The sequence below is a fragment of the Geodermatophilus sp. SMS 5-13 genome (assembly GCF_059428245.1).
On record NZ_CP165729.1, the window covers coordinates 5660496 to 5677972 of the forward strand.

Consider the following 17477-nt stretch of genomic DNA (forward strand, 5'->3'; position numbering starts at 1 on the left):
GTCCCTGGACCAGGACAGCAGGAAGGGGCGGCCTCTTCCCCAGACCGCCCCTTCCCGGACCTTTCCTACCAGAAGTCGGCGCCGCACGCCTCCCCTGGCGGCGTGTCAGTTGGCCGACGGGTCGGCCGGTGCGGTCGACAGCACGGCCAGCCGCCCTCGCTGCCGGCCCATCACCGCGCGCCACAGCTGCGGGCCGGCCATCCGGCTCAGCACGTCGGCCGGCCTCCCCGGCACGACCGCCCACGAGCCCTCGGCGACCTCCACGGCCAGCTGCCCCGGCGACCAGCCGGCGTAGCCGGCGAAGACGCGCAGCCCGGCCAGCTGCCCGTCCAGCGCCGCCGGATCGCTGTCGAGGTCGACCAGGTACACGTCGCCGGCGACGCGCCGCAGGCCGCTGTCCTCGTCGGCGACCGCGGCGGGGGAGGTGGCCAGGCAGAGGGCGGTGTCGGTCTCGCACGGGCCGCCCACGTGGAACACCCCCGGGTCGACGGCGAGGTCGCACCAGCCGGGCAGCACGTCCCGGATCTCGACCTGGCTGGGCCGCCCGAGGACGACGCCGAGCGTGCCGCTGTCGGTGTGGTCGAGGACGTAGACGACGGTGCCCGCGAACGTGGGGTCGGACAGCGTCGGCATCGCGACGAGCAGCGCGCCGGGGCGTACGTCCTCCATGCCGCCGATCGACAGCGGGGGGACGGCGTCGGCGCGGCGGCGACCGGTCGCGGGCCGCGTGGGCGGACCGGACTCAGGGTCGGGCGACGAAGGCACCGGAGTCATCTCGTCCAGTGTGCCCCACCACCGAGCCCGGGGGAGGTCGAGGCTGCGCCGTCAAGAGGACGACGGCCACTTTGCGGCTGAAAAGTGCCTGGACGCCCGCTGGACTCGGCCCGTCGGTGACGTGGACGAATGTTTCCCGGCCCGTAGGGTGACCGGATGCAGCAGCAGGCGCCGACGACCGTGCGCCATCTGCTCCTGCGGGGGGACTTCCGGCGGCTGCTGGCGACCCGCCTGCTCTCGCAGTTCGGCGACGGCGTCTTCCAGGCCGCGCTGGCCGGAACCGTGCTGTTCAACCCGCAGCGCGCCGCCGACCCGATCGACGTCGCCGCGGGCTTCGCGATCCTGCTGCTGCCCTACTCGCTGGTGGGCCCGTTCGCCGGGGTGTGGCTGGACCGCTGGAGCCGGCGGCAGGTGCTGCTGCGCGCGAACCTGGTGCGCGCGGCGCTGGTCGCCGTCGTCGCGGCGCTGGTGCTCGGCGGGGTCGCCGGCACGCCGTTCTACATCGCCGGGCTGGCCGTCTTCTCGGTCAACCGGTTCGTGCTGGCGGCGCTGTCGGCCGGGCTGCCGCACACGGTGGACGAACCGTCGCTGGTGTCGGCGAACGCGCTGTCGACGACGTCCGGGGCGGTGGCGACCGTCATCGGCGGGGGCGCGGCGCTCGGGCTGCTCCAACTGACCGGCACCAGCGACGCCGGCTACGCGGCCCTGGCCCTGGCGGCGGCGCTGCCCTACCTCGGCGCGGCCGCCGTCGTCGCCGGGTTCACCCGTCCCTACCTGGGGCCGGACCACATGGCCCGCTCGGCACGTCTCTCGGCCCGCGAGGTGGCCGTCGGGATGGTCGCCGGGGCCCGGCACGCGTGGGCGCACCCGCCGGCGGCCGCGGCGCTGACCGCGATCAGCCTGCACCGGCTGTTCTACGGCGTCCTCACGCTGATGACCCTGCTGCTGTACCGGAACACGTTCCCCGACACGGCCGGCCTCTTCCCGGGCGGGCTGGTCGGGCTGGCCGAGGTGCTCGGCGCCGGCGCCGTGGGCACGCTGCTGGCCGCGGCGGTGACCCCGTGGGTGGTGCGGCACATCGGCAAGCCCCGGTGGATCACGCTGCTGCTCGTCGGCGGCGGCCTGGCCCAGCTCGGGCTCGGGCTGCCGTTCGTGGCGCCGACGATCGTCGGGGCCGGGCTGGTGCTCGGCTTCGTGGGGCAGGCGATCAAGATCTGCGTCGACACCACGCTGCAGGAGTCCGTGGACGACGACTTCCGCGGCCGGGTGTTCTCCGTCTACGACACCCTGTTCAACGTCACCTTCGTCGGGGCGCTGCTGGTCGGCGCGTTCGTCCTGCCGCCGTCCGGGATCTCCTACCCGATGCTCGTCGCCGTCGGCGCCGGCTACCTGCTGACCGCCGTCGTGTACGCCCGCATCACCCACAAACACTGACGCTTGCGGAGTCGCTCGTGCGCGGAAACCGTCACTGATCGACTCCATCAACGGCCGAGTACCGACCAGAGCTCCGCGCCGCACGTCGTCGGCGCGCCCCGCAGCCGCCTGACGGGGAAGCGCATGAGCACGATGCCGACACCGTGGATCGCGTTCTGCCGCAGGATGTCCTTCGACCAGTCCTCGGCCGAGAGGTGGAACGCAGAACCATCCGCCTCGGCTCCGACACCACGATCCCGCCACAGCGCATCGACGTAGTACGTGCCCTGGGGGGTCTCGACAGGAGCGTTCCACTCGGGCTCCGGCAGACGCGCGCTCACGATCACTCGACGCAGGTCGCTCTCGCCGACGGATCGCATGCCGCGTGCGGCATCGTCGACCGCAGCGCGCAACCACGTGGTCGCGAGCCGACCAAGTGCGCGCGTCTCCTCCGCGAGTTGCTCGACGGTGGCCAGCCCGCGCTGGAGGACATGCGAGATGACGTGATCGACCTCGGACCGGCGACTGGCGGTGACTGCCACGTCTACCGCTGCGCGTGCCGCCCTCGTCATGGGCAATCCGTCGACCTCGACAGGTTCCAGGGGGCGCCGGCTCTGGTGGACGACGACGAATCCGGAGGACCGGAGATGCCGTCCATGCGGCACCGACACCTCGACCAGCCCACCCTCGTGTGGATCCGAGTAGCGCCCGCGCACCCCTGCAACGCGCCGTGCCGCCGCCAGCTCCTCAACCCGGCATCCGACTGCGAGAAGTGCGCTGCGATGTGACAAGCAGCCGTTGCTGCCGGCATGTCGGATGCCCACGAGCCAACGCTGCCGCTGACTGAGCGGGCCACCGTGCCCCACCAGCACTCCCGGAACGGGTTCCTGCCATCGGCCGGCGGCCACGGCACGGCGGATCCGGCCGGCGCTCACTCCGCGTTCGGTGAGCTGCTGCCGGCGGGCCACGTCGTCGCGGCCGAACGAAGGGAGGCGCTGCACGACCGCAGGATCACCAGCCGCCGCCCTTCCCCGTCGGCGTCATCCACAGGACCGCGTCTCATGGAGTCGCTCCGTGGCGGAAACCGTCACCGAGCGACTCCGCTCAACGGGAGCGCAGCTGGACGAGGCCGGGGCCGGTGAGGTCGTCGAGGGCGCTCGTCCGGCCCGCGGTCGCCAGCAGCAGCGCGATCGCCGGCCCCTCCACGACCGGGCCGCTGCCGCGGGACCAGTCGGTGTCGGTCGCCCGCAGCGTCAGCCCCGCGACCCTCTTCTTGCCGCCGATCAGCACGTTGGAGCCGGCGTAGAAGTCGATCACCCGCGTGACGGCGTCCACCGGGTACTCGTGCGCGAAACCGAGCGGACGGCGGATGTCCTCGGCGTGCACCAGAGTCTCGCCCAGCCAGCTCAGCTTCGGCCCGGGCGGGGCGGACGTCGACGTCTCCACCGCCCGGAACTTCTCCAGCGTGGCGGCCGGCCCGTCGGCGCCGACCCGCGCGATCTCCTTGTCCGCGAACGCGCTGAACCGGAACCCGGACCGGGCCATCTTGAGCAGGAACGCCGGCGGGGTCATCGACGCCGTCGCCGTCATGTGCGCCAGGACGTCGTGCACCGTCCAGCCGGCCGCCAGCGACGGGGTGGACCACTGCTCCGGCGTCACGAAGGCCAGGTCGGTGGCCAGCGCCTTGCGCTCGGCGTGCACCACGGGCCAGATGTCGTCCGCCATCCGGCCATGCTGCCCCAGCAGGCGGCGCGGGGGAAACCGGGCTCAGGAGCGGGTGGCCCACCACGCGCGCAGCTCCGCCTCGGCCTCGTCCGGCGGCAGCGGCCCCCGCTCGAGCCGCAGGTCCTTGAGGAAGCGCCACGCCTCGCCGACCTCCCGGCCCGGCGGCAGGCCCAGGATCTCCATGATCGCGTTGCCGTCGAGGTCGGGCCGGACCCGCGCCAGGTCCTCGGCCGCGGCGAGCTCGCCGATCCGCTTCTCCAGCGAGTCGTAGGTCGCCGCCAGCGCCGCGGCGCGCCGCTTGTTGCGGGTCGTGGAGTCCGAGCGCACGAGCTTGTGCAGCCGGGGGAGCAGGTCGCCGGCGTCGGTGACGTACCGGCGGACGGCGGAGTCGGTCCACTCGCCGCGGCCGTACCCGTGGAACCGCAGGTGCAGGAAGGTCAGCCGGGCCACCGCCTCGGTGATCTCCTTGGAGTAGCGCAGCTTGGTCAGCCGCTTGCGCACCAGCTTGGCGCCGACCACCTCGTGGTGGTGGAAGGAGACCCGCCCGCGCGGCTCGTGCCGGCGGGTGGCCGGCTTGCCGATGTCGTGCAGCAGCGCGGCCAGCCGCAGCACGAGGTCCGGCGACTCGGCGTCCGGGTCGGCCTTCTCCAGCGCGATCGCCTGGTCCAGCACGGTCAGGGAGTGCGCGTAGACGTCCTTGTGCTGGTGGTGCTCGTCGATCTCCATCCGCAGCGCCGCCAGCTCCGGCAGCACGTCACCGGCGTCGGCCAGGCCGGTCGACACGAACAGCTCCAGGGCGGCGCGCGGTGAGTCCTGGAGCAGGGTCTTCGAGAGCTCCTGCTGCACCCGCTCCGGCGTGATCCGCTTCAGCTCCGGCGCGAGCGAGGTCATCGCGGCGACCACCTCGTCGTCCGGGGTCACCTGCAGCTGGGCGACGAAGCGGACGGCGCGCAGCATCCGCAGCGGGTCGTCGAGGAAGGAGTCGACGGCGGCGCCGGGCGTGCGCAGCCGCCGCTTGAGCAGGTCGCCGAGCCCGCCGAACGGGTCGGTGACCGTGCGGTCCGGGCCGAGGGACACCGCCATCGCGTTCACCGTGAAGTCCCGCCGCGCCAGGTCGTCGACCAGCGAGGTGCCCCAGGCGACCTCCGGGTTGCGGGACTCGCGGTCGTAGCGGTCGGCCCGGAAGGTGGTGATCTCCAGCCGGACGCCGCGCACCTCGGCGCCGACCGTGCCGAACGCGATGCCGGTGTTCCACGTGGAACCCGCCCACCCGCGCAGCACCTCGAGGGTCTGCTCGGGCCGGGCGTCGGTCGTGACGTCGAGGTCGCCGGGGACACGCGACGCGCCCGAGCCGGCGGCCAGCAGCGCGTCGCGCACCGAGCCGCCCACCAGGTGCGCCTGGAATCCGGCCGCCGCGAAGCGTTCGCCGAGCTCGCGCAGCACGGGAGAGACGTCGACGAGCGCGCGCACGGTCTCCTGGACGGCCGGCGGCACCGGCTCGGGATCAGGGCGACTCGGGGGCACAGCGGACACGACGAGCCAGGGTAGTGCCGCAGCGCGCGCTACCCTCCTGGGCATGGCTGGGACGGGCGGGCGCGGACGCCCCGGCCGCCGGTTGCGCCGGGTCGACGAGACCTCCGCCGGGGGCCTGGTGGTGGCCGACGACGGCGAATCGGAACCGCGTGCCGCCCTCATCGGGCGCACGGACCGTCGCGGACGCCTGCTCTGGTCCCTCCCGAAGGGGCACATCGAGGAGGGCGAGACCCCCGAGGACACCGCCGTCCGGGAGGTCGCCGAGGAGACCGGGATCATCGGCGAGGTGGTCGCGCCGCTCGGGATCATCGACTTCTGGTTCGTGGCCGACGGCCGCCGGGTGCACAAGACGGTGCACCACTTCCTGCTCCGCGCGATCGGGGGAGCGCTGTCCGACGCCGACGTCGAGGTGACCGAGGTCGCCTGGGTGCCGCTGTCGGAGCTCTCCGAGCGGCTGGCCTACGCCGACGAGCGGGCCCTGGTCGAGCGGGCGCCCGCCCTGCTGGCCGACAGCGCGTGAAACAGTCGGCTGCCGGCCGCGCTCCCGCCGACGGCCGACACCGGTCGCAACCCCGGAGCGCAGCGGTCCTGCTCCTCTGCCTGGCGGTGCTCGGCGGCGTCGTCCTGCTGGCGCCGAGACCGGCCGCCGCCGCCCCCGCGCCCGACGACACCACCGACCCCGAGCGGCCGGTCGCCATCGACGTCACCCGGTTCGAGCCGCGCACCGTCGTCCCCGGCTCGACCGTCACCGTCACCGGCACGCTGACCAACACCGGCGACCAGGCGGTCAGCGACCTCGGAGTGCGGCTGCAGCGCGGCGAGGTGCTGACGACGCGGGCGGAGCTCGCCGCCGCCGACAGCGACCCCGACCCGGCGACGACCGTCGAGCCCGGCTTCCAGAACCTGTCCGGCCGCCTGGAGCCGGGCGACTCCCTCTCCTTCAGCTACGCCGTCCCCTCCGACCAGCTGGGCCTCACCCGGGACGGCGTCTACCCGGCGCTGCTCAACGTCAACGGCACCGTCGACGGCGGCGGGCGGCGGCGGGTCGGTGAGCTGTCCACCTACCTCGTGCAGCAGCCGGCGATCCCGGCCGGGCGGACGACGGTGGCCTGGCTGTGGCCGCTGGCCGAGCGCAGCCACCGCACCGCCTCCGGCGGCTTCGCCGACGACGACCTGACCGGCGCCGTGCGCTCCGGCGGCCGGCTGGACCGGGCGCTGTCGGTGGTCGAGGACCTGCCCGGCACCGTTCCCGCAGCCGGTGGTGACCCGGTGCCGGCGGTGCCGGTGACGCTGGCGATCGACCCGGCGCTGGTCGAGGAGCTGGAGATCATGGCCGCCGGTCCGTACGCGGTCGCGGGGGAGAGGAACGCCGGCCGGGGGACCGCCGCCGCCGACGCCTTCCTCGACCGGCTGCGGGGGGTCGCCGCCGTCCACCCCGTCGTCGCGCTGCCCTACGGGGACGTCGACGCCGAGGCGCTGGTGCGCACCGGCCTGTCCGACGTCCTCACCCGGAGCCTGCCCGGCACCGCCGCGGGCACGGCCGAGGACCCGCTCGCCGACGGCACGGCCCCGGCGACGACGGGAGCGTCCGCACCGCCCGAGGACGAGGGCGCCGGCGCGCGGATCCTGGCCGACGCGCTCGGCGTCGAGCCGCGCACGGACCTGGCGTGGGTGGCCGCCGGCACGGTCTCCGCCGACACCCTGGCCGCGCTCCGGACCGGGGGCGCCCAGCAGGTCGTGGTCGACGCCGCCGCGCTCACCGACGGCGACCGGGCGCTCGGGCTGCGCGCCGGCACCGCCGCCGCGCGCACGACGGTGCCGCTGGCGGACGGCTCGGTCGAGGCGCTGGTCGCCGATACCGCGCTGGGGGGCGTCGCGGCCTCCACCGAGGCGGTCGCCGGCGGCGCGCGCATCGCGGAGCAGCGCTACCTGGCCGACCTCGCCCTGCTGAGCCTGCAGGCGCCGGCCGACCCCGCCCTGGGCCCGACCGTGCTCGTGGCCCCGCCCCGGGCGGTCGGCGCGGACCCCGACGGCGTGCGGGCGATGATGGCCGACACCGCCGAGCTGCCCTGGCTGCGCGCGGCCACGGTCGAGGACGTCGCGGCGGGGCCGGCGGCTGACGCCGGTCAGCTGGCCGCCCCCACCGGCCCCGCGCTGGACGGCGCCGGCCTCGCCGAGGTCGCCGCCGCGGTGGCGGTGCGCGACGACCTCGCCGGCGCCGTCGTCGGCTCCCCCGACGCCGCGCTGGCGCCCGAGGACGCCGCGATCGCCCGCACCGTCTCGGTGGCGTGGCGGGCCGACCCGGCCGGCTTCGTGACCGCGGCCGAGCAGCTGCACGGCGCCGTCGACCGGCTCCGCGACCGGGTGACCCTGCTCGCCCCCGCCGACGGCACCTACAGCCTCGCCTCCAGCGACGCCCCGCTCGTCCTCACCGTGCGCAACGACCTGCCCTTCGCCGTCCGGGTGCTGCTGCAGCTGCGCACCCGCGGCAACGTGGGCCTGCAGATCGAGGACATCGGCGTCCAGGAGCTCGCGCCCGGCGAGCGGACGACGCTGCAGGTGCCCACCTCGGTGCGGCAGTCCGGCCGGTTCGCGGTCACCGCCACCCTGACCACGCCCAGCGGCGGGAAGCTCGGCGACCCCGTGCAGATCCAGGTGAAGAGCACCGCCTACGGCTCGATCTCGCTGATCATCACGATCGGGGCCGCCGTGCTGCTCGGGTTGCTCTTCCTGCGCCGGCTGGTGCGGTTCCTCCTGAGCCGCCGCCGCGGCGGCCCGCCGGCCGAGGACATCGTGGGCGCGCCCGGTCCCGAGGGTGCCGCCGTCCCGCTGCCGCCCACCCGGAGCCCGGTGTGACCGCGGACAGGCACCCGGTGGACGAGGAGGAGGTCCCGGTCCGCGACGAGCAGCAGGGGGACGGCGCCGCGCGGCCCCTGCCGCCGGTCCCGCCGGCCGCGCCGCGCACCCGGGCACCCCGTGGCGCCGCGCCGCTGCCCCCGCCGCCCTACCGCGAGACCCCGCCGGCATCGGCCCCCTCGGCCGACGCCCTCACCGGCGCCCGGCCGCGCGTGGCCGACGAGCGGCCCCAGGAGCTGCCTCCGCCGCCGTACCCGGCCGCGCCCGAGCCGAGCCCCCGCCGGATGCCCCTGCCGCCGGTGCCGCCGTCCCCGCGGCGGCGCTTCGTGCCGCATCCGGAGGAGGAGTTCACCCAGGTCATCCCGGTGCTGCCGCCGGTTCCGCGGCCCACCGGCGAGACGGAGGAGGAGCTCGAGCAGCGGGAGGGCGCCCCCGGCGCCAGCCGCGGCATCCTCCGGGCCGCCGGCACCATGGCCGTCGCCACGCTGGTCTCCCGGATCACCGGGCTGCTGCGGACGATGGTGCTGGTCGCCGCCCTCGGTGTCGGACTGGTCAACGACGCCTACAACACGTCGAACACGCTGCCCAACATCGTCTACGAGCTGCTGCTCGGCGGCGTGCTCACCTCGGTCGTCGTCCCCCTGCTGGTGCACGCGCAGGAGCGCGACGCCGACCGCGGGGCCGCCTACGCGCAGCGGCTGGCCACCCTGGCGGTCACCGGGCTGGCCGGCGTCACGGTGCTGGCGGTCCTCGCCGCCCCCGCGCTCACCTGGCTCTACGGCATCCGTGGGGACGCCGAGCAGGTGGACCTGGCCAACTGGCTGGCCCGCCTGCTCCTGGTCGAGATCGTCTTCTACGGAATCGGCGCCCTGGCGACGGCGATCCTGAACTCCCGCGACGTCTTCGGCCCGCCGGCCTGGGCGCCGGTGCTCAACAACGTCGTGGTGATCGCCACCGGCGTGCTGTTCATCGCCGCCAGCGGTCCGGGCGACCTCACACCGGCCACGATCACCGCCGGCCAGGTCTGGCTGCTCGGGATCGGCACCACGCTCGGCATCGCCGTCCAGGCGCTGGTCCTGCTGCCGCTGCTGCCCAGGGCGGGCGTGCCGCTGCACCCGCGGTGGGGGCTGAAGAACACCGGCCTGCGCGAGGCCGGCACGCTCGGGCTCTGGGTGATCGGCTACGTCGCGATCAGCCAGGTGGGCGTGGTCGTGGCGACCAACGTGGCCAACAGCGCCGGCCGCGAGGGCGCCCTCGGCTCGGCCGCCTACGCCACGGCCAGCCTGCTGTTCCAGATGCCCTACGGGATCATCGGCGTCGCCCTGCTCACGGCGCTGCTGCCGCGGATGAGCCGGGCCGCAGCCCGGCGCGACGTCCCCGGCGTGGTCAAGGACCTGGCGCTGGGCACCCGGCTGTCCGCCCTCGGGCTGCTCCCGGTCACCGCGGCGCTCGTCGTGCTCGGACCTGCCCTGGCCACCGTCGTCTTCGCGCGCGGCAACACCTCGGTCGCCGATGCGCGCGGCATCGGCACCGCGCTGGCGATCGGCGCCTTCGGGCTGCTGCCGATGGCGATCACGCTGCTGCAGCTGCGGGTGTTCTACTCGATGAAGGACGCCCGCACGCCCACGCTGATCCAGCTCGGGATGGTCGCGGTGCGGGTGCCGCTGCTGCTGCTCGTCCCGGTCGTCGCCGATCCCGAGCACGTCGTGGCCGGCCTGATGCTCGTGACCTCGCTCACCTACGTGGCCGGCTGGATCCTGGGGGACGTCGCCCTGCGGCGCACCCTGGGCGCGCTGCCGACCCGCCAGACGCTCGCCCCTGTCCTGCGGATTGCCGCCGTATCGGCCGCCGCCGGGCTCGTCGGCTGGGGCGTGGTCACGCTGCTCGATCACGTTTTGGGCACATCGGTGGCAGGCTCGCTCGTCACTCTCCTGGTCGGTACCGTGGTCATCGGCGTCGCGGTCGTGGGAGGTCTCGTCGTCGCCCGCGTCCCCGAGGTCCGGGAGCCGCTCGAAGCGGTCCGGTCCCGGCTGGGGCGTGGTCGGGCGTGACCCCGTCAGGAGACACGCCGTCCCCGGGGCGCGGCGCCGCCGGGAGTGACAGGAAGAGGGGGTCGTCCGTGACGTCCACGACGACCGGTCTTCCCGACCGCTACCGCCCGCTCGACCAGGTCGGCGCCGACGAGCCCACGCCCACCGGCGTCATCCGCTCGTGGCGGGCCAAGGACCGCGTGCTCAACCGCGACGTCGCGATCCGCGTGCACACCCCCGGCGGTCCCGCCGCGCACGCCTGGATCGCCCGCGCGCTCACCGCCGGCGGGCTGGCCACCCCTGCGCTCGCGATGGTCTACGACGCGGCGGAGGGCACCGACGACGCGCAGGCGCCGGGCAGCGCCGCGTACGTCGTCAACGAGTGGATCGACGGCGAGAGCCTGGCCGACCGGCTGCAGCGCGGGCCGCTGCCGCAGCGGGAGGCGCGCACGATCATCCGCCGCCTGGCCGAGGGCGTCGCCGAGGCGCACCGCGTGGGGCTGGCCGTCGGCGGCCTCACCCCCGAGCACGTCGTCCTGCGCCCGAACGGTCTCGTGGGGCTGCGGGCCGTGCCCGCGGCGAGCGGCACCGTGCAGGGCGACATCACCGCCCTCGGCGCCCTGCTGGAGGCCTGCCTGGGCGGCCCGCAGGCGGTCGAGGCGGCCGGCCGCGGCACCCGTCGCGGCGCCGGGCCCGGCGTGCCGCCCGATCTCGCCGCGCTCGTCCGTCGCGCCCGCTCCACCGAGCCCGGCCAGGGCCTCTCCAGCGTGGCCGCCATGGTGTCGCTGCTCAACGAGCGGCCGCGCACCGGCGGCCCCGTGCCCGCCGACCGCACCGAGTCCGACAGCGGCTGGCTGCGCCACCTGCGCCGCCGCGAGGACGACGCCCACCGGGCCGGCCACGCCGACGACGACCCGGCCGAGGCAGCCGCGCCGCCGGCCGCCGACGAGCCGCCGGCGCCGACGATCAGCGTCGACTCCCCCGTCCGGCTGGATCCGCAGACCCTGCCGCCGGTGCCCCCGCCCCGGCCGCTGCCGCCGACGGGGCCGCCCCCCGCCGACCAGCCGTGGACCCGCACCTCCGACCACCTCGACGCAGTCCTCCCGGCCCGCGGCTACGCCCACGAGCGGTACGACGACGAGGACTACGCCGACGACGGGTACGGCGACGACGACTACCACGACACCGGCAGCACCGACATCGGCGAGACCGAGGAGCCCGGCGCGCGCCGCCGGTTCGCCGTCGTCGGCATCTCCGTGGCCGCCCTCGCCGTGGTGATCGCCCTGGCCTGGTGGTTCGGCAGCAACGTGCTCTCCGTCGCCGGCTCCGTCGACGAGGTCGGCGGCTCCACGCCGCCGCCCGGCACGTCGGCCGGCGCCGGATCGAGCAGCGCCGCACCTGCGGCCGGCGCCCCGGCCGCGATCGTCAGCGCGGAGGTCTTCGACCCCGAGGGCGACGGCCAGCCGGAGAACGACGACGAGGTCCCGAACAGCTACGACAACGACCCGTCGACCTCCTGGTCGACGCTGCACTACCGCGGTTCGCCGGCGTTCGGCAACCTCAAGCCCGGTGTCGGCATCCTCTACGACCTGGGCAGCGACCAGAACCTGGCCGCCGTCACCCTCACCACGAGCACGCCGGGCATCACCGTCGACGTGCGCACCGGCGGCAGCCCCGACGGCAGCCTGGACAGCTACGCGGTCGCCGCGTCCGGCACAGTGGACGGCACCACCGACATGACCTTCGCCCAGCCGACCACGGCCCGCTTCGTGCTGGTGTGGGTCACCGGCCTGGTCGACAGCGGTGACGGGTTCAGCGGGGAGCTCGCCGAGGTCGTCGTCCGCACCGCCGGCTAAACGCGTCCGGGGGCCGCGGGGGAATGCCGCCCCTACCATCGGGGTTGTGCGGCCCGTGACGACGAACCCCCAGCCGACGCCCGGACCGGCGGTCGGCACCGACCCGGCGCATCCCGCCATCCCCCCGGCCGAGCACGACGGCATCCGCGACCTGATCATCATCGGGTCCGGCCCGGCGGGCTACACCGCGGCGACCTACGCGGCCCGGGCGAACCTGCACCCCCTCGTGTTCGAGGGCTCGCAGTTCGGTGGCGCGCTGATGACCACCACCGAGGTCGAGAACTTCCCGGGCTTCCCGGAGGGGATCCAGGGCCCGCAGCTCATGGACGACCTGCGCACGCAGGCCGAGCGCTTCGGCGCCGAGCTGCAGCCCCGCGACGTCACCGAGGTCGACCTCACCGCCAACCCCAAGGTGGTCAAGGTCGGCGACGAGACGCACCTCGCGCACGCGGTGATCGTGGCGACCGGGTCCAAGTACCGCTACCTCGGCCTGGACAACGAGCAGCGGCTGCTCGGCCGCGGCGTCTCGGCCTGCGCCACCTGCGACGGCTTCTTCTTCCGCGACCAGGACATCGTCGTGGTCGGCGGCGGCGACTCCGCGATGGAGGAGGCCACCTTCCTCACCCGCTTCGCCAAGAGCGTCACCGTCGTCCACCGCCGCAGCGAGCTGCGGGCCTCGAAGATCATGCAGAAGCGCGCGCAGGACAACGAGAAGATCCGCTGGGCGCTGGGCAAGCAGGTGACCGACGTCCTCGGCGACGACACCGTCCGCGGGGTCGAGCTGACCGACGTCGAGAGCGGCGGCACCGAGGAGATGACGGTCAGCGGGGTGTTCGTCGCGATCGGGCACGACCCGCGCAGCGAGCTGTTCGCCGGCCAGCTGAAGCTGGACGACGCCGGATACGTCCTGGTGGAGCACCCGACGACCCGCACCAACATCGACGGTGTCTTCGCCTGCGGCGACGTGGTCGACCACATCTACCGGCAGGCGATCACCGCGGCCGGCACCGGCGCGGCGGCGGCCATCGACGCCGAGCGCTGGCTCGCCGAGACCTTCGACGAGCGCTGAGCGCTCGCTCCGGGCATAGAACGACCACCGAGCTGGTTCTTCCACCAGCGACTTCGAGCAACAGAACAGGGAGTACGACCATGGCAGGCAACACCGTGACGGTCACCGACGCCAGCTTCGCCAACGAGGTGCTGGGCAGCGACAAGCCCGTCCTCGTGGACTTCTGGGCCGAGTGGTGCGGGCCGTGCAAGATGGTCGCCCCGGTCCTCGAGGAGATCGCCGCCGAGCACGGCGACAAGCTCACCATCGCCAAGCTGAACATCGACGAGAACCCGCAGATCGCCCGCGACTACCAGGTCATGTCCATCCCGACGATGACCGTCTTCCAGGGCGGCAAGCCGGTGAAGAGCATCATCGGCGCGAAGCCGAAGGGTGCGATCCTCTCCGACCTGGCCGACTACATCGGCTGATCAGGGACCCCGTACGCAGCGTGACCACAGGGCCCGTCCGACCACCCGGTCGGACGGGCCCTGACACGTCCGGGCGGACCCCCGCTGGGCCGCGCCTGCCACGGCGGGCGACAATCGGCCCACGATGAGCGACAGCCGCATGCAGCCCCTCCGCACCGGGGACCGCGGCCCGGCCGTGGCCGACGTGCACGCCGCGCTGCGCACCCTGGGCCTGCTTCCCCCTGCCCCCGACGGCCCCGCCGACGCGGCGCCGACCGACTCGGCCGTCTACGACGCGGCCACCGAACTGGCGGTGCGGCACTTCCAGCAGGTGCGCGGCCTGTCCGTCGACGGGCGGGTGGGCGAGGAGACCTACCGAGCCCTGTCGGAGGCGCGCTGGTCGCTGGGCGACCGGCTGCTGCGCTACGACCCGGAGCGGCCGATGCGCGGCGACGACGTCACCGGCCTGCAGGAGCGGGTGCACGAGCTCGGCTACGACGCCGGGCCGGTGGACGGCGTCTTCGGCCCCGAGACCGAGTCCGGCCTGCGCGCCTTCCAGCGCGACTACGGACTGACCTCCGACGGCACCTGCGGGCCGGCCACCCTCCGGGCGCTGCGCCAGCTCGGCCGCAAGGTGGTCGGAGGACGGCCCCAGCTGCTGCGGCAGAGCGCCTCGTTCGTGGAGAGCGGGCCGCACCTCATCGGCCGGCGCATCGTCATCGACCCCGGCCACGGCGGCCCCGACACCGGCTACACCGCGGGCGAGACGACCGAGGCCGACCTGGTCTTCGACCTCGCCTCGCGCATCGAGGGACGGCTGGCCGCCGCCGGCGCCACCGTGTACCTGACCCGGGGACGGCGCCAGAACCCGACGCCGTCCGAGCGCACCAGCTTCGCCAACCAGGCGCGCGCCGACCTGTTCCTCTCGCTGCACCTCGACGCGCACACCTCCGAGCACGCCCGCGGGGTGGCCAGCTACTACTACGGCACCGGCTCGGGAGCCTCCTCCACCGTCGGCGAGCAGTTCGCCAACCTGGTGCGCCGCGAGGTCATCGCCCGCACCGGCATGCTCGACCTCGGCTCGCACCCGAAGACCTGGGACCTGCTGCGGATGTCCCGGATGCCCGCCGTCCGGATCGACTGCGGCTACCTCTCCCACCCGGTCGACCGGCTGCTGCTGCTCGACGCCCGGCTGCGCAGCACGTTCGCCCACGCCGTCCTCGCCGCCGTCCAGCGGCTCTACCTCGCGCCCGAGGCCGACCCGCCGACCGGCACGTTCGTCCTGCCCGCCCAGGCCTGACGAGGCCAGCTCCGGCACCGGGCCGCGGTGTCGTCCGGAGGACGACGAAGTGCACTGCCTACACTCCTGAAGGTGGCTTCCACCCCGTCCGGTCCCGGTGCGCACCCGCACTCGCACGTGACGCCGCGGCATCCGCGGCTCGACCCGCTGGCGGACCGGTACGCAGCACGGACCCACGGGATGAAGACCTCGGAGATCCGCGCGCTGTTCTCGGTGGTGAGCCGGCCCGAGGTTGTCTCCCTCGCCGGCGGCATGCCCGCCGTCACCGCCCTGCCGCTGGACGCCGTCGGCTCGATGATCGGCGAGCTGGTCTCGGGCATGGGCGCGCAGACCCTGCAGTACGGCTCCGGCCAGGGTGATCCGCGGCTGCGCGAGCGCATCTGCGACGTAATGGCGCTGGAGGGGATCACCGACGCCAACCCCAGCGAGGTGGTCGTCACCGTCGGCTCGCAGCAGGCCCTGGACCTGGTCACCCGCGTCTTCTGCGACCCCGGTGACGTCATCCTCGCCGAGGGCCCGTCCTACGTCGGCGCGCTGGGGGTCTTCCAGGCCGCCGAGGCGCGGGTGCGGCACGTCCCGATGGACGACGACGGCCTGATCCCCGAGGCGCTGGAGCAGGCGCTGCTGGAGTGCCGCGCCAACGGCGACCGGGTGAAGTTCCTCTACACGGTGCCGAACTACCACAACCCGGCCGGCGTCACGCTCTCCGAGCCGCGCCGGCGGGCGATCATCGACCTCGCCGACCGCTACGACCTGCTGGTCATCGAGGACAACCCGTACGGCCTGCTCGGCTTCGACCGCGAGCCGATGCCGGCGCTGCGTGCGCGCAACTCCCAGCGGGTCATCTACCTCGGCTCGTTCTCCAAGACGTTCTCCCCTGGCCTGCGGGTGGGCTGGGTGCTCGCGCCGCTCGCCGTCCGGGAGAAGCTGGTCCTGGCCACCGAGGCGCAGGTGCTCTGCCCGCCGTCCCTGACCCAGTACGCCGTCGCGCGCTACCTGGACACCCAGCCCTGGCAGCAGCAGATCAAGCTGTTCGCCGAGCTCTACCGCGAGCGCCGGGACGCCACGCTCGAGTCGCTGGCCGCGCTGATGCCGACCGGGACGACGTGGACGGAGCCGGACGGCGGCTTCTACGTCTGGCTGAAGCTGCCGCACGGCCTGGACGCCAAGCTCATGCAGCCGCGGGCGGTCAACGCCCACGTCGCCTACGTGCCCGGCATCGGCTTCTACGCCGACGGCTCGGGCCGGGAGTACATGCGGCTGTCCTACTGCTACCCCGAGCCGGCCCAGATCCGGGAGGGCGTGCGCCGGCTGGCGCGGGTCATCGAGGCCGAGCTGGACCTGCACTCCACGTTCGACAAGATCGACACGGGCACGTTCCGGGCCATCCCGGGCACCCACCCGCCGACGGTGCCGGACGTCGAGCCGTTCGTGGGCCCTGCCAACAGCGACCGATACGAGGACCGCCGGTGACAACCGAGCCCGCAGCAGCCCCGACCGAGGCAGCCGACGAGGCACCGCACCCGCTGCGCGCCGTCGTCCTGGCCGGGGGCCTGACCTTCGAGCGGGAGGTCAGCCTCTCCTCCGGCACCCAGGTGGTCGAGGAGCTCACCCGGCACGGCCTGGAGGCCGAGCTGCGGGACGCCGACGCCGAGCTGCTGCCCGGCCTGACCGCCGCGCCGGCGGACGCCGTCTTCATCGCCCTGCACGGCGCCACGGGGGAGGACGGGTCGCTGCGCGCGGTCCTCGACCTCGCCGGTGTGCCGTACGTGGGCTCGCCGGCCGCCGCCTGCCGGCTGGCATGGGACAAGCCGGCCGCGAAGTCCGTCGTGGCCTCCGCCGGGATCGCGACGCCGGACTGGGTGGCCCTGCCGCACAGCACCTTCCGCGAGCTGGGCGCCGGCGCGGTCCTCGACCTGATCGTCGCCCGCCTCGGCTTGCCGCTGATGGTCAAGCCGGCGTCCGGCGGCTCGTCGCTGGGCGTGCAGAAGGTCGCGCGGGTGGAGGACCTCCCGGCGGCCATGGTCAGCTGCTTCGCCTACGGCGACACGGTCATGGTGGAGCGCTACGTCGAGGGCGTGGAGCTGGCGCTGTCCGTCGTCGACCTCGGCGACGGGCCCGTCGCGCTGCCGGCCGTGGAGATCGCCCCCGAGTCCGGCGTCTTCGACTACACCGCGCGGTACACGCCCGGGCTCACCGAGTACCACACCCCGGCCCGGGTGACCGACGACGTCGCCGAGCGCGCCGCCACGCTCGCCGTCCGGGTGCACGAGGTGCTCGGCCTCGCCGACCTCTCCCGCACCGACGCCATCGTCTCGCCGGACGGGCAGGTGCACTTCCTCGAGGTGAACGTCTCCCCGGGGCTCACCGAGACCTCGATGTTCCCGATGGCCGTCGAGGCGGCCGGCCACGACCTCGGCGACGTCCTCGGCCGGCTGCTCGCCCGCCGGGCCGGCACCCCGCGCTGAACCTCGGGCGCCGACCGCCCGACGAGGAAGGCCCCATTACGTCCGTGACGTAATGGGGCCTTCC

Annotated in this window: 14 protein-coding genes; 10 read left to right on the plus strand and 4 right to left on the minus strand. The window is 74.6% G+C overall.

The features are described from left to right. Nucleotides 1-105: 105 nt before the first annotated feature. Nucleotides 106-774: a YqgE/AlgH family protein gene (locus tag AB3388_RS27450; RefSeq protein WP_495408515.1), complete on the minus strand. Its 669-nt coding sequence runs from the start codon at nucleotides 772-774 to the stop codon at nucleotides 106-108. Between the two features lie 156 nt (nucleotides 775-930). Here AB3388_RS27450 and AB3388_RS27455 point away from each other — a divergent pair, with 156 nt between their 5' ends. Further along, entirely contained in the window at nucleotides 931-2208 is a 1278-nt protein-coding gene (locus tag AB3388_RS27455; RefSeq protein ID WP_495408516.1) for an MFS transporter, read from the plus strand. Nucleotides 2209-2255: 47 nt separating this feature from the next. Here the strand turns inward: AB3388_RS27455 and AB3388_RS27460 are convergent, their stop codons facing one another. From AB3388_RS27460 to AB3388_RS27470, 3 genes are all read right to left on the minus strand, one after another. Further along, nucleotides 2256-3188 (minus strand): putative endonuclease domain-containing protein, encoded by a 933-nt coding sequence (locus AB3388_RS27460; protein ID WP_495408517.1) that lies wholly within the window; start codon nucleotides 3186-3188, stop codon nucleotides 2256-2258. Nucleotides 3189-3291: 103 nt separating this feature from the next. Next, entirely contained in the window at nucleotides 3292-3912 is a 621-nt protein-coding gene (locus AB3388_RS27465) for a maleylpyruvate isomerase family mycothiol-dependent enzyme (RefSeq protein WP_495408518.1), read from the minus strand. A gap of 42 nt (nucleotides 3913-3954) precedes the next feature. Further along, on the minus strand, nucleotides 3955-5445 hold the full coding sequence (locus AB3388_RS27470) for a CCA tRNA nucleotidyltransferase (protein WP_495408519.1): 1491 nt from the start codon (nucleotides 5443-5445) through the stop codon (nucleotides 3955-3957). Between the two features lie 43 nt (nucleotides 5446-5488). Here AB3388_RS27470 and AB3388_RS27475 point away from each other — a divergent pair, with 43 nt between their 5' ends. The 9 genes from AB3388_RS27475 to AB3388_RS27515 all read left to right on the plus strand — a co-directional run bounded on the left by AB3388_RS27475 (nucleotide 5489) and on the right by AB3388_RS27515 (nucleotide 17413). After that, a complete protein-coding gene (locus AB3388_RS27475) occupies nucleotides 5489-5965 on the plus strand; it encodes an NUDIX hydrolase (protein WP_448626265.1) in 477 nt (158 codons plus the stop codon). Beyond that, entirely contained in the window at nucleotides 5962-8301 is a 2340-nt protein-coding gene (locus tag AB3388_RS27480) for a DUF6049 family protein (RefSeq protein WP_495408520.1), read from the plus strand. The genes AB3388_RS27475 and AB3388_RS27480 overlap by 4 nt, the downstream gene beginning before the upstream one ends. Next, nucleotides 8298-10352, plus strand: a complete 2055-nt coding sequence (murJ, locus tag AB3388_RS27485; RefSeq protein ID WP_495408521.1) for a murein biosynthesis integral membrane protein MurJ — start codon at nucleotides 8298-8300, stop codon at nucleotides 10350-10352. The genes AB3388_RS27480 and murJ overlap by 4 nt, the downstream gene beginning before the upstream one ends. Before the next feature lie 68 nt (nucleotides 10353-10420). Continuing rightward, complete coding sequence (locus AB3388_RS27490; protein ID WP_495408522.1) at nucleotides 10421-12187, plus strand: protein kinase family protein; 1767 nt, start codon at nucleotides 10421-10423, stop codon at nucleotides 12185-12187. 55 nt (nucleotides 12188-12242) lie between these two features. Continuing rightward, complete coding sequence (trxB, locus tag AB3388_RS27495; RefSeq protein WP_495408523.1) at nucleotides 12243-13256, plus strand: thioredoxin-disulfide reductase; 1014 nt, start codon at nucleotides 12243-12245, stop codon at nucleotides 13254-13256. Between the two features lie 80 nt (nucleotides 13257-13336). Continuing rightward, nucleotides 13337-13666: a thioredoxin gene (gene trxA / locus AB3388_RS27500; RefSeq protein WP_448626260.1), complete on the plus strand. Its 330-nt coding sequence runs from the start codon at nucleotides 13337-13339 to the stop codon at nucleotides 13664-13666. Between the two features lie 124 nt (nucleotides 13667-13790). Then, the gene (locus AB3388_RS27505; protein WP_495408524.1) at nucleotides 13791-14945 is read left to right on the plus strand and encodes an N-acetylmuramoyl-L-alanine amidase; all 1155 of its coding nucleotides are present in this window, start codon (nucleotides 13791-13793) and stop codon (nucleotides 14943-14945) included. 72 nt (nucleotides 14946-15017) lie between these two features. Then, nucleotides 15018-16418, plus strand: coding sequence for an aminotransferase-like domain-containing protein (locus tag AB3388_RS27510; protein WP_495408525.1), 1401 nt, complete (start codon nucleotides 15018-15020; stop codon nucleotides 16416-16418). Further along, nucleotides 16415-17413: a D-alanine--D-alanine ligase family protein gene (locus AB3388_RS27515; RefSeq protein ID WP_495408526.1), complete on the plus strand. Its 999-nt coding sequence runs from the start codon at nucleotides 16415-16417 to the stop codon at nucleotides 17411-17413. The genes AB3388_RS27510 and AB3388_RS27515 overlap by 4 nt, the downstream gene beginning before the upstream one ends. Nucleotides 17414-17477: the final 64 nt, after the last annotated feature.

What these genes read in the sequence shown, in the direction of transcription:
- AB3388_RS27465 (WP_495408518.1), bottom strand. Translation starts at nt 3,912, where the DNA reads ATGGCGGACGACATCTGGCCCGTGGTGCACGCCGAGCGCAAGGCGCTG.
- AB3388_RS27475 (WP_448626265.1), top strand. Translation starts at nt 5,489, where the DNA reads ATGGCTGGGACGGGCGGGCGCGGACGCCCCGGCCGCCGGTTGCGCCGG.
- AB3388_RS27505 (WP_495408524.1), top strand. Translation starts at nt 13,791, where the DNA reads ATGAGCGACAGCCGCATGCAGCCCCTCCGCACCGGGGACCGCGGCCCG.
- AB3388_RS27455 (WP_495408516.1), top strand. Translation starts at nt 931, where the DNA reads ATGCAGCAGCAGGCGCCGACGACCGTGCGCCATCTGCTCCTGCGGGGG.
- AB3388_RS27450 (WP_495408515.1), bottom strand. Translation starts at nt 774, where the DNA reads ATGACTCCGGTGCCTTCGTCGCCCGACCCTGAGTCCGGTCCGCCCACG.
- trxA (WP_448626260.1), top strand. Translation starts at nt 13,337, where the DNA reads ATGGCAGGCAACACCGTGACGGTCACCGACGCCAGCTTCGCCAACGAG.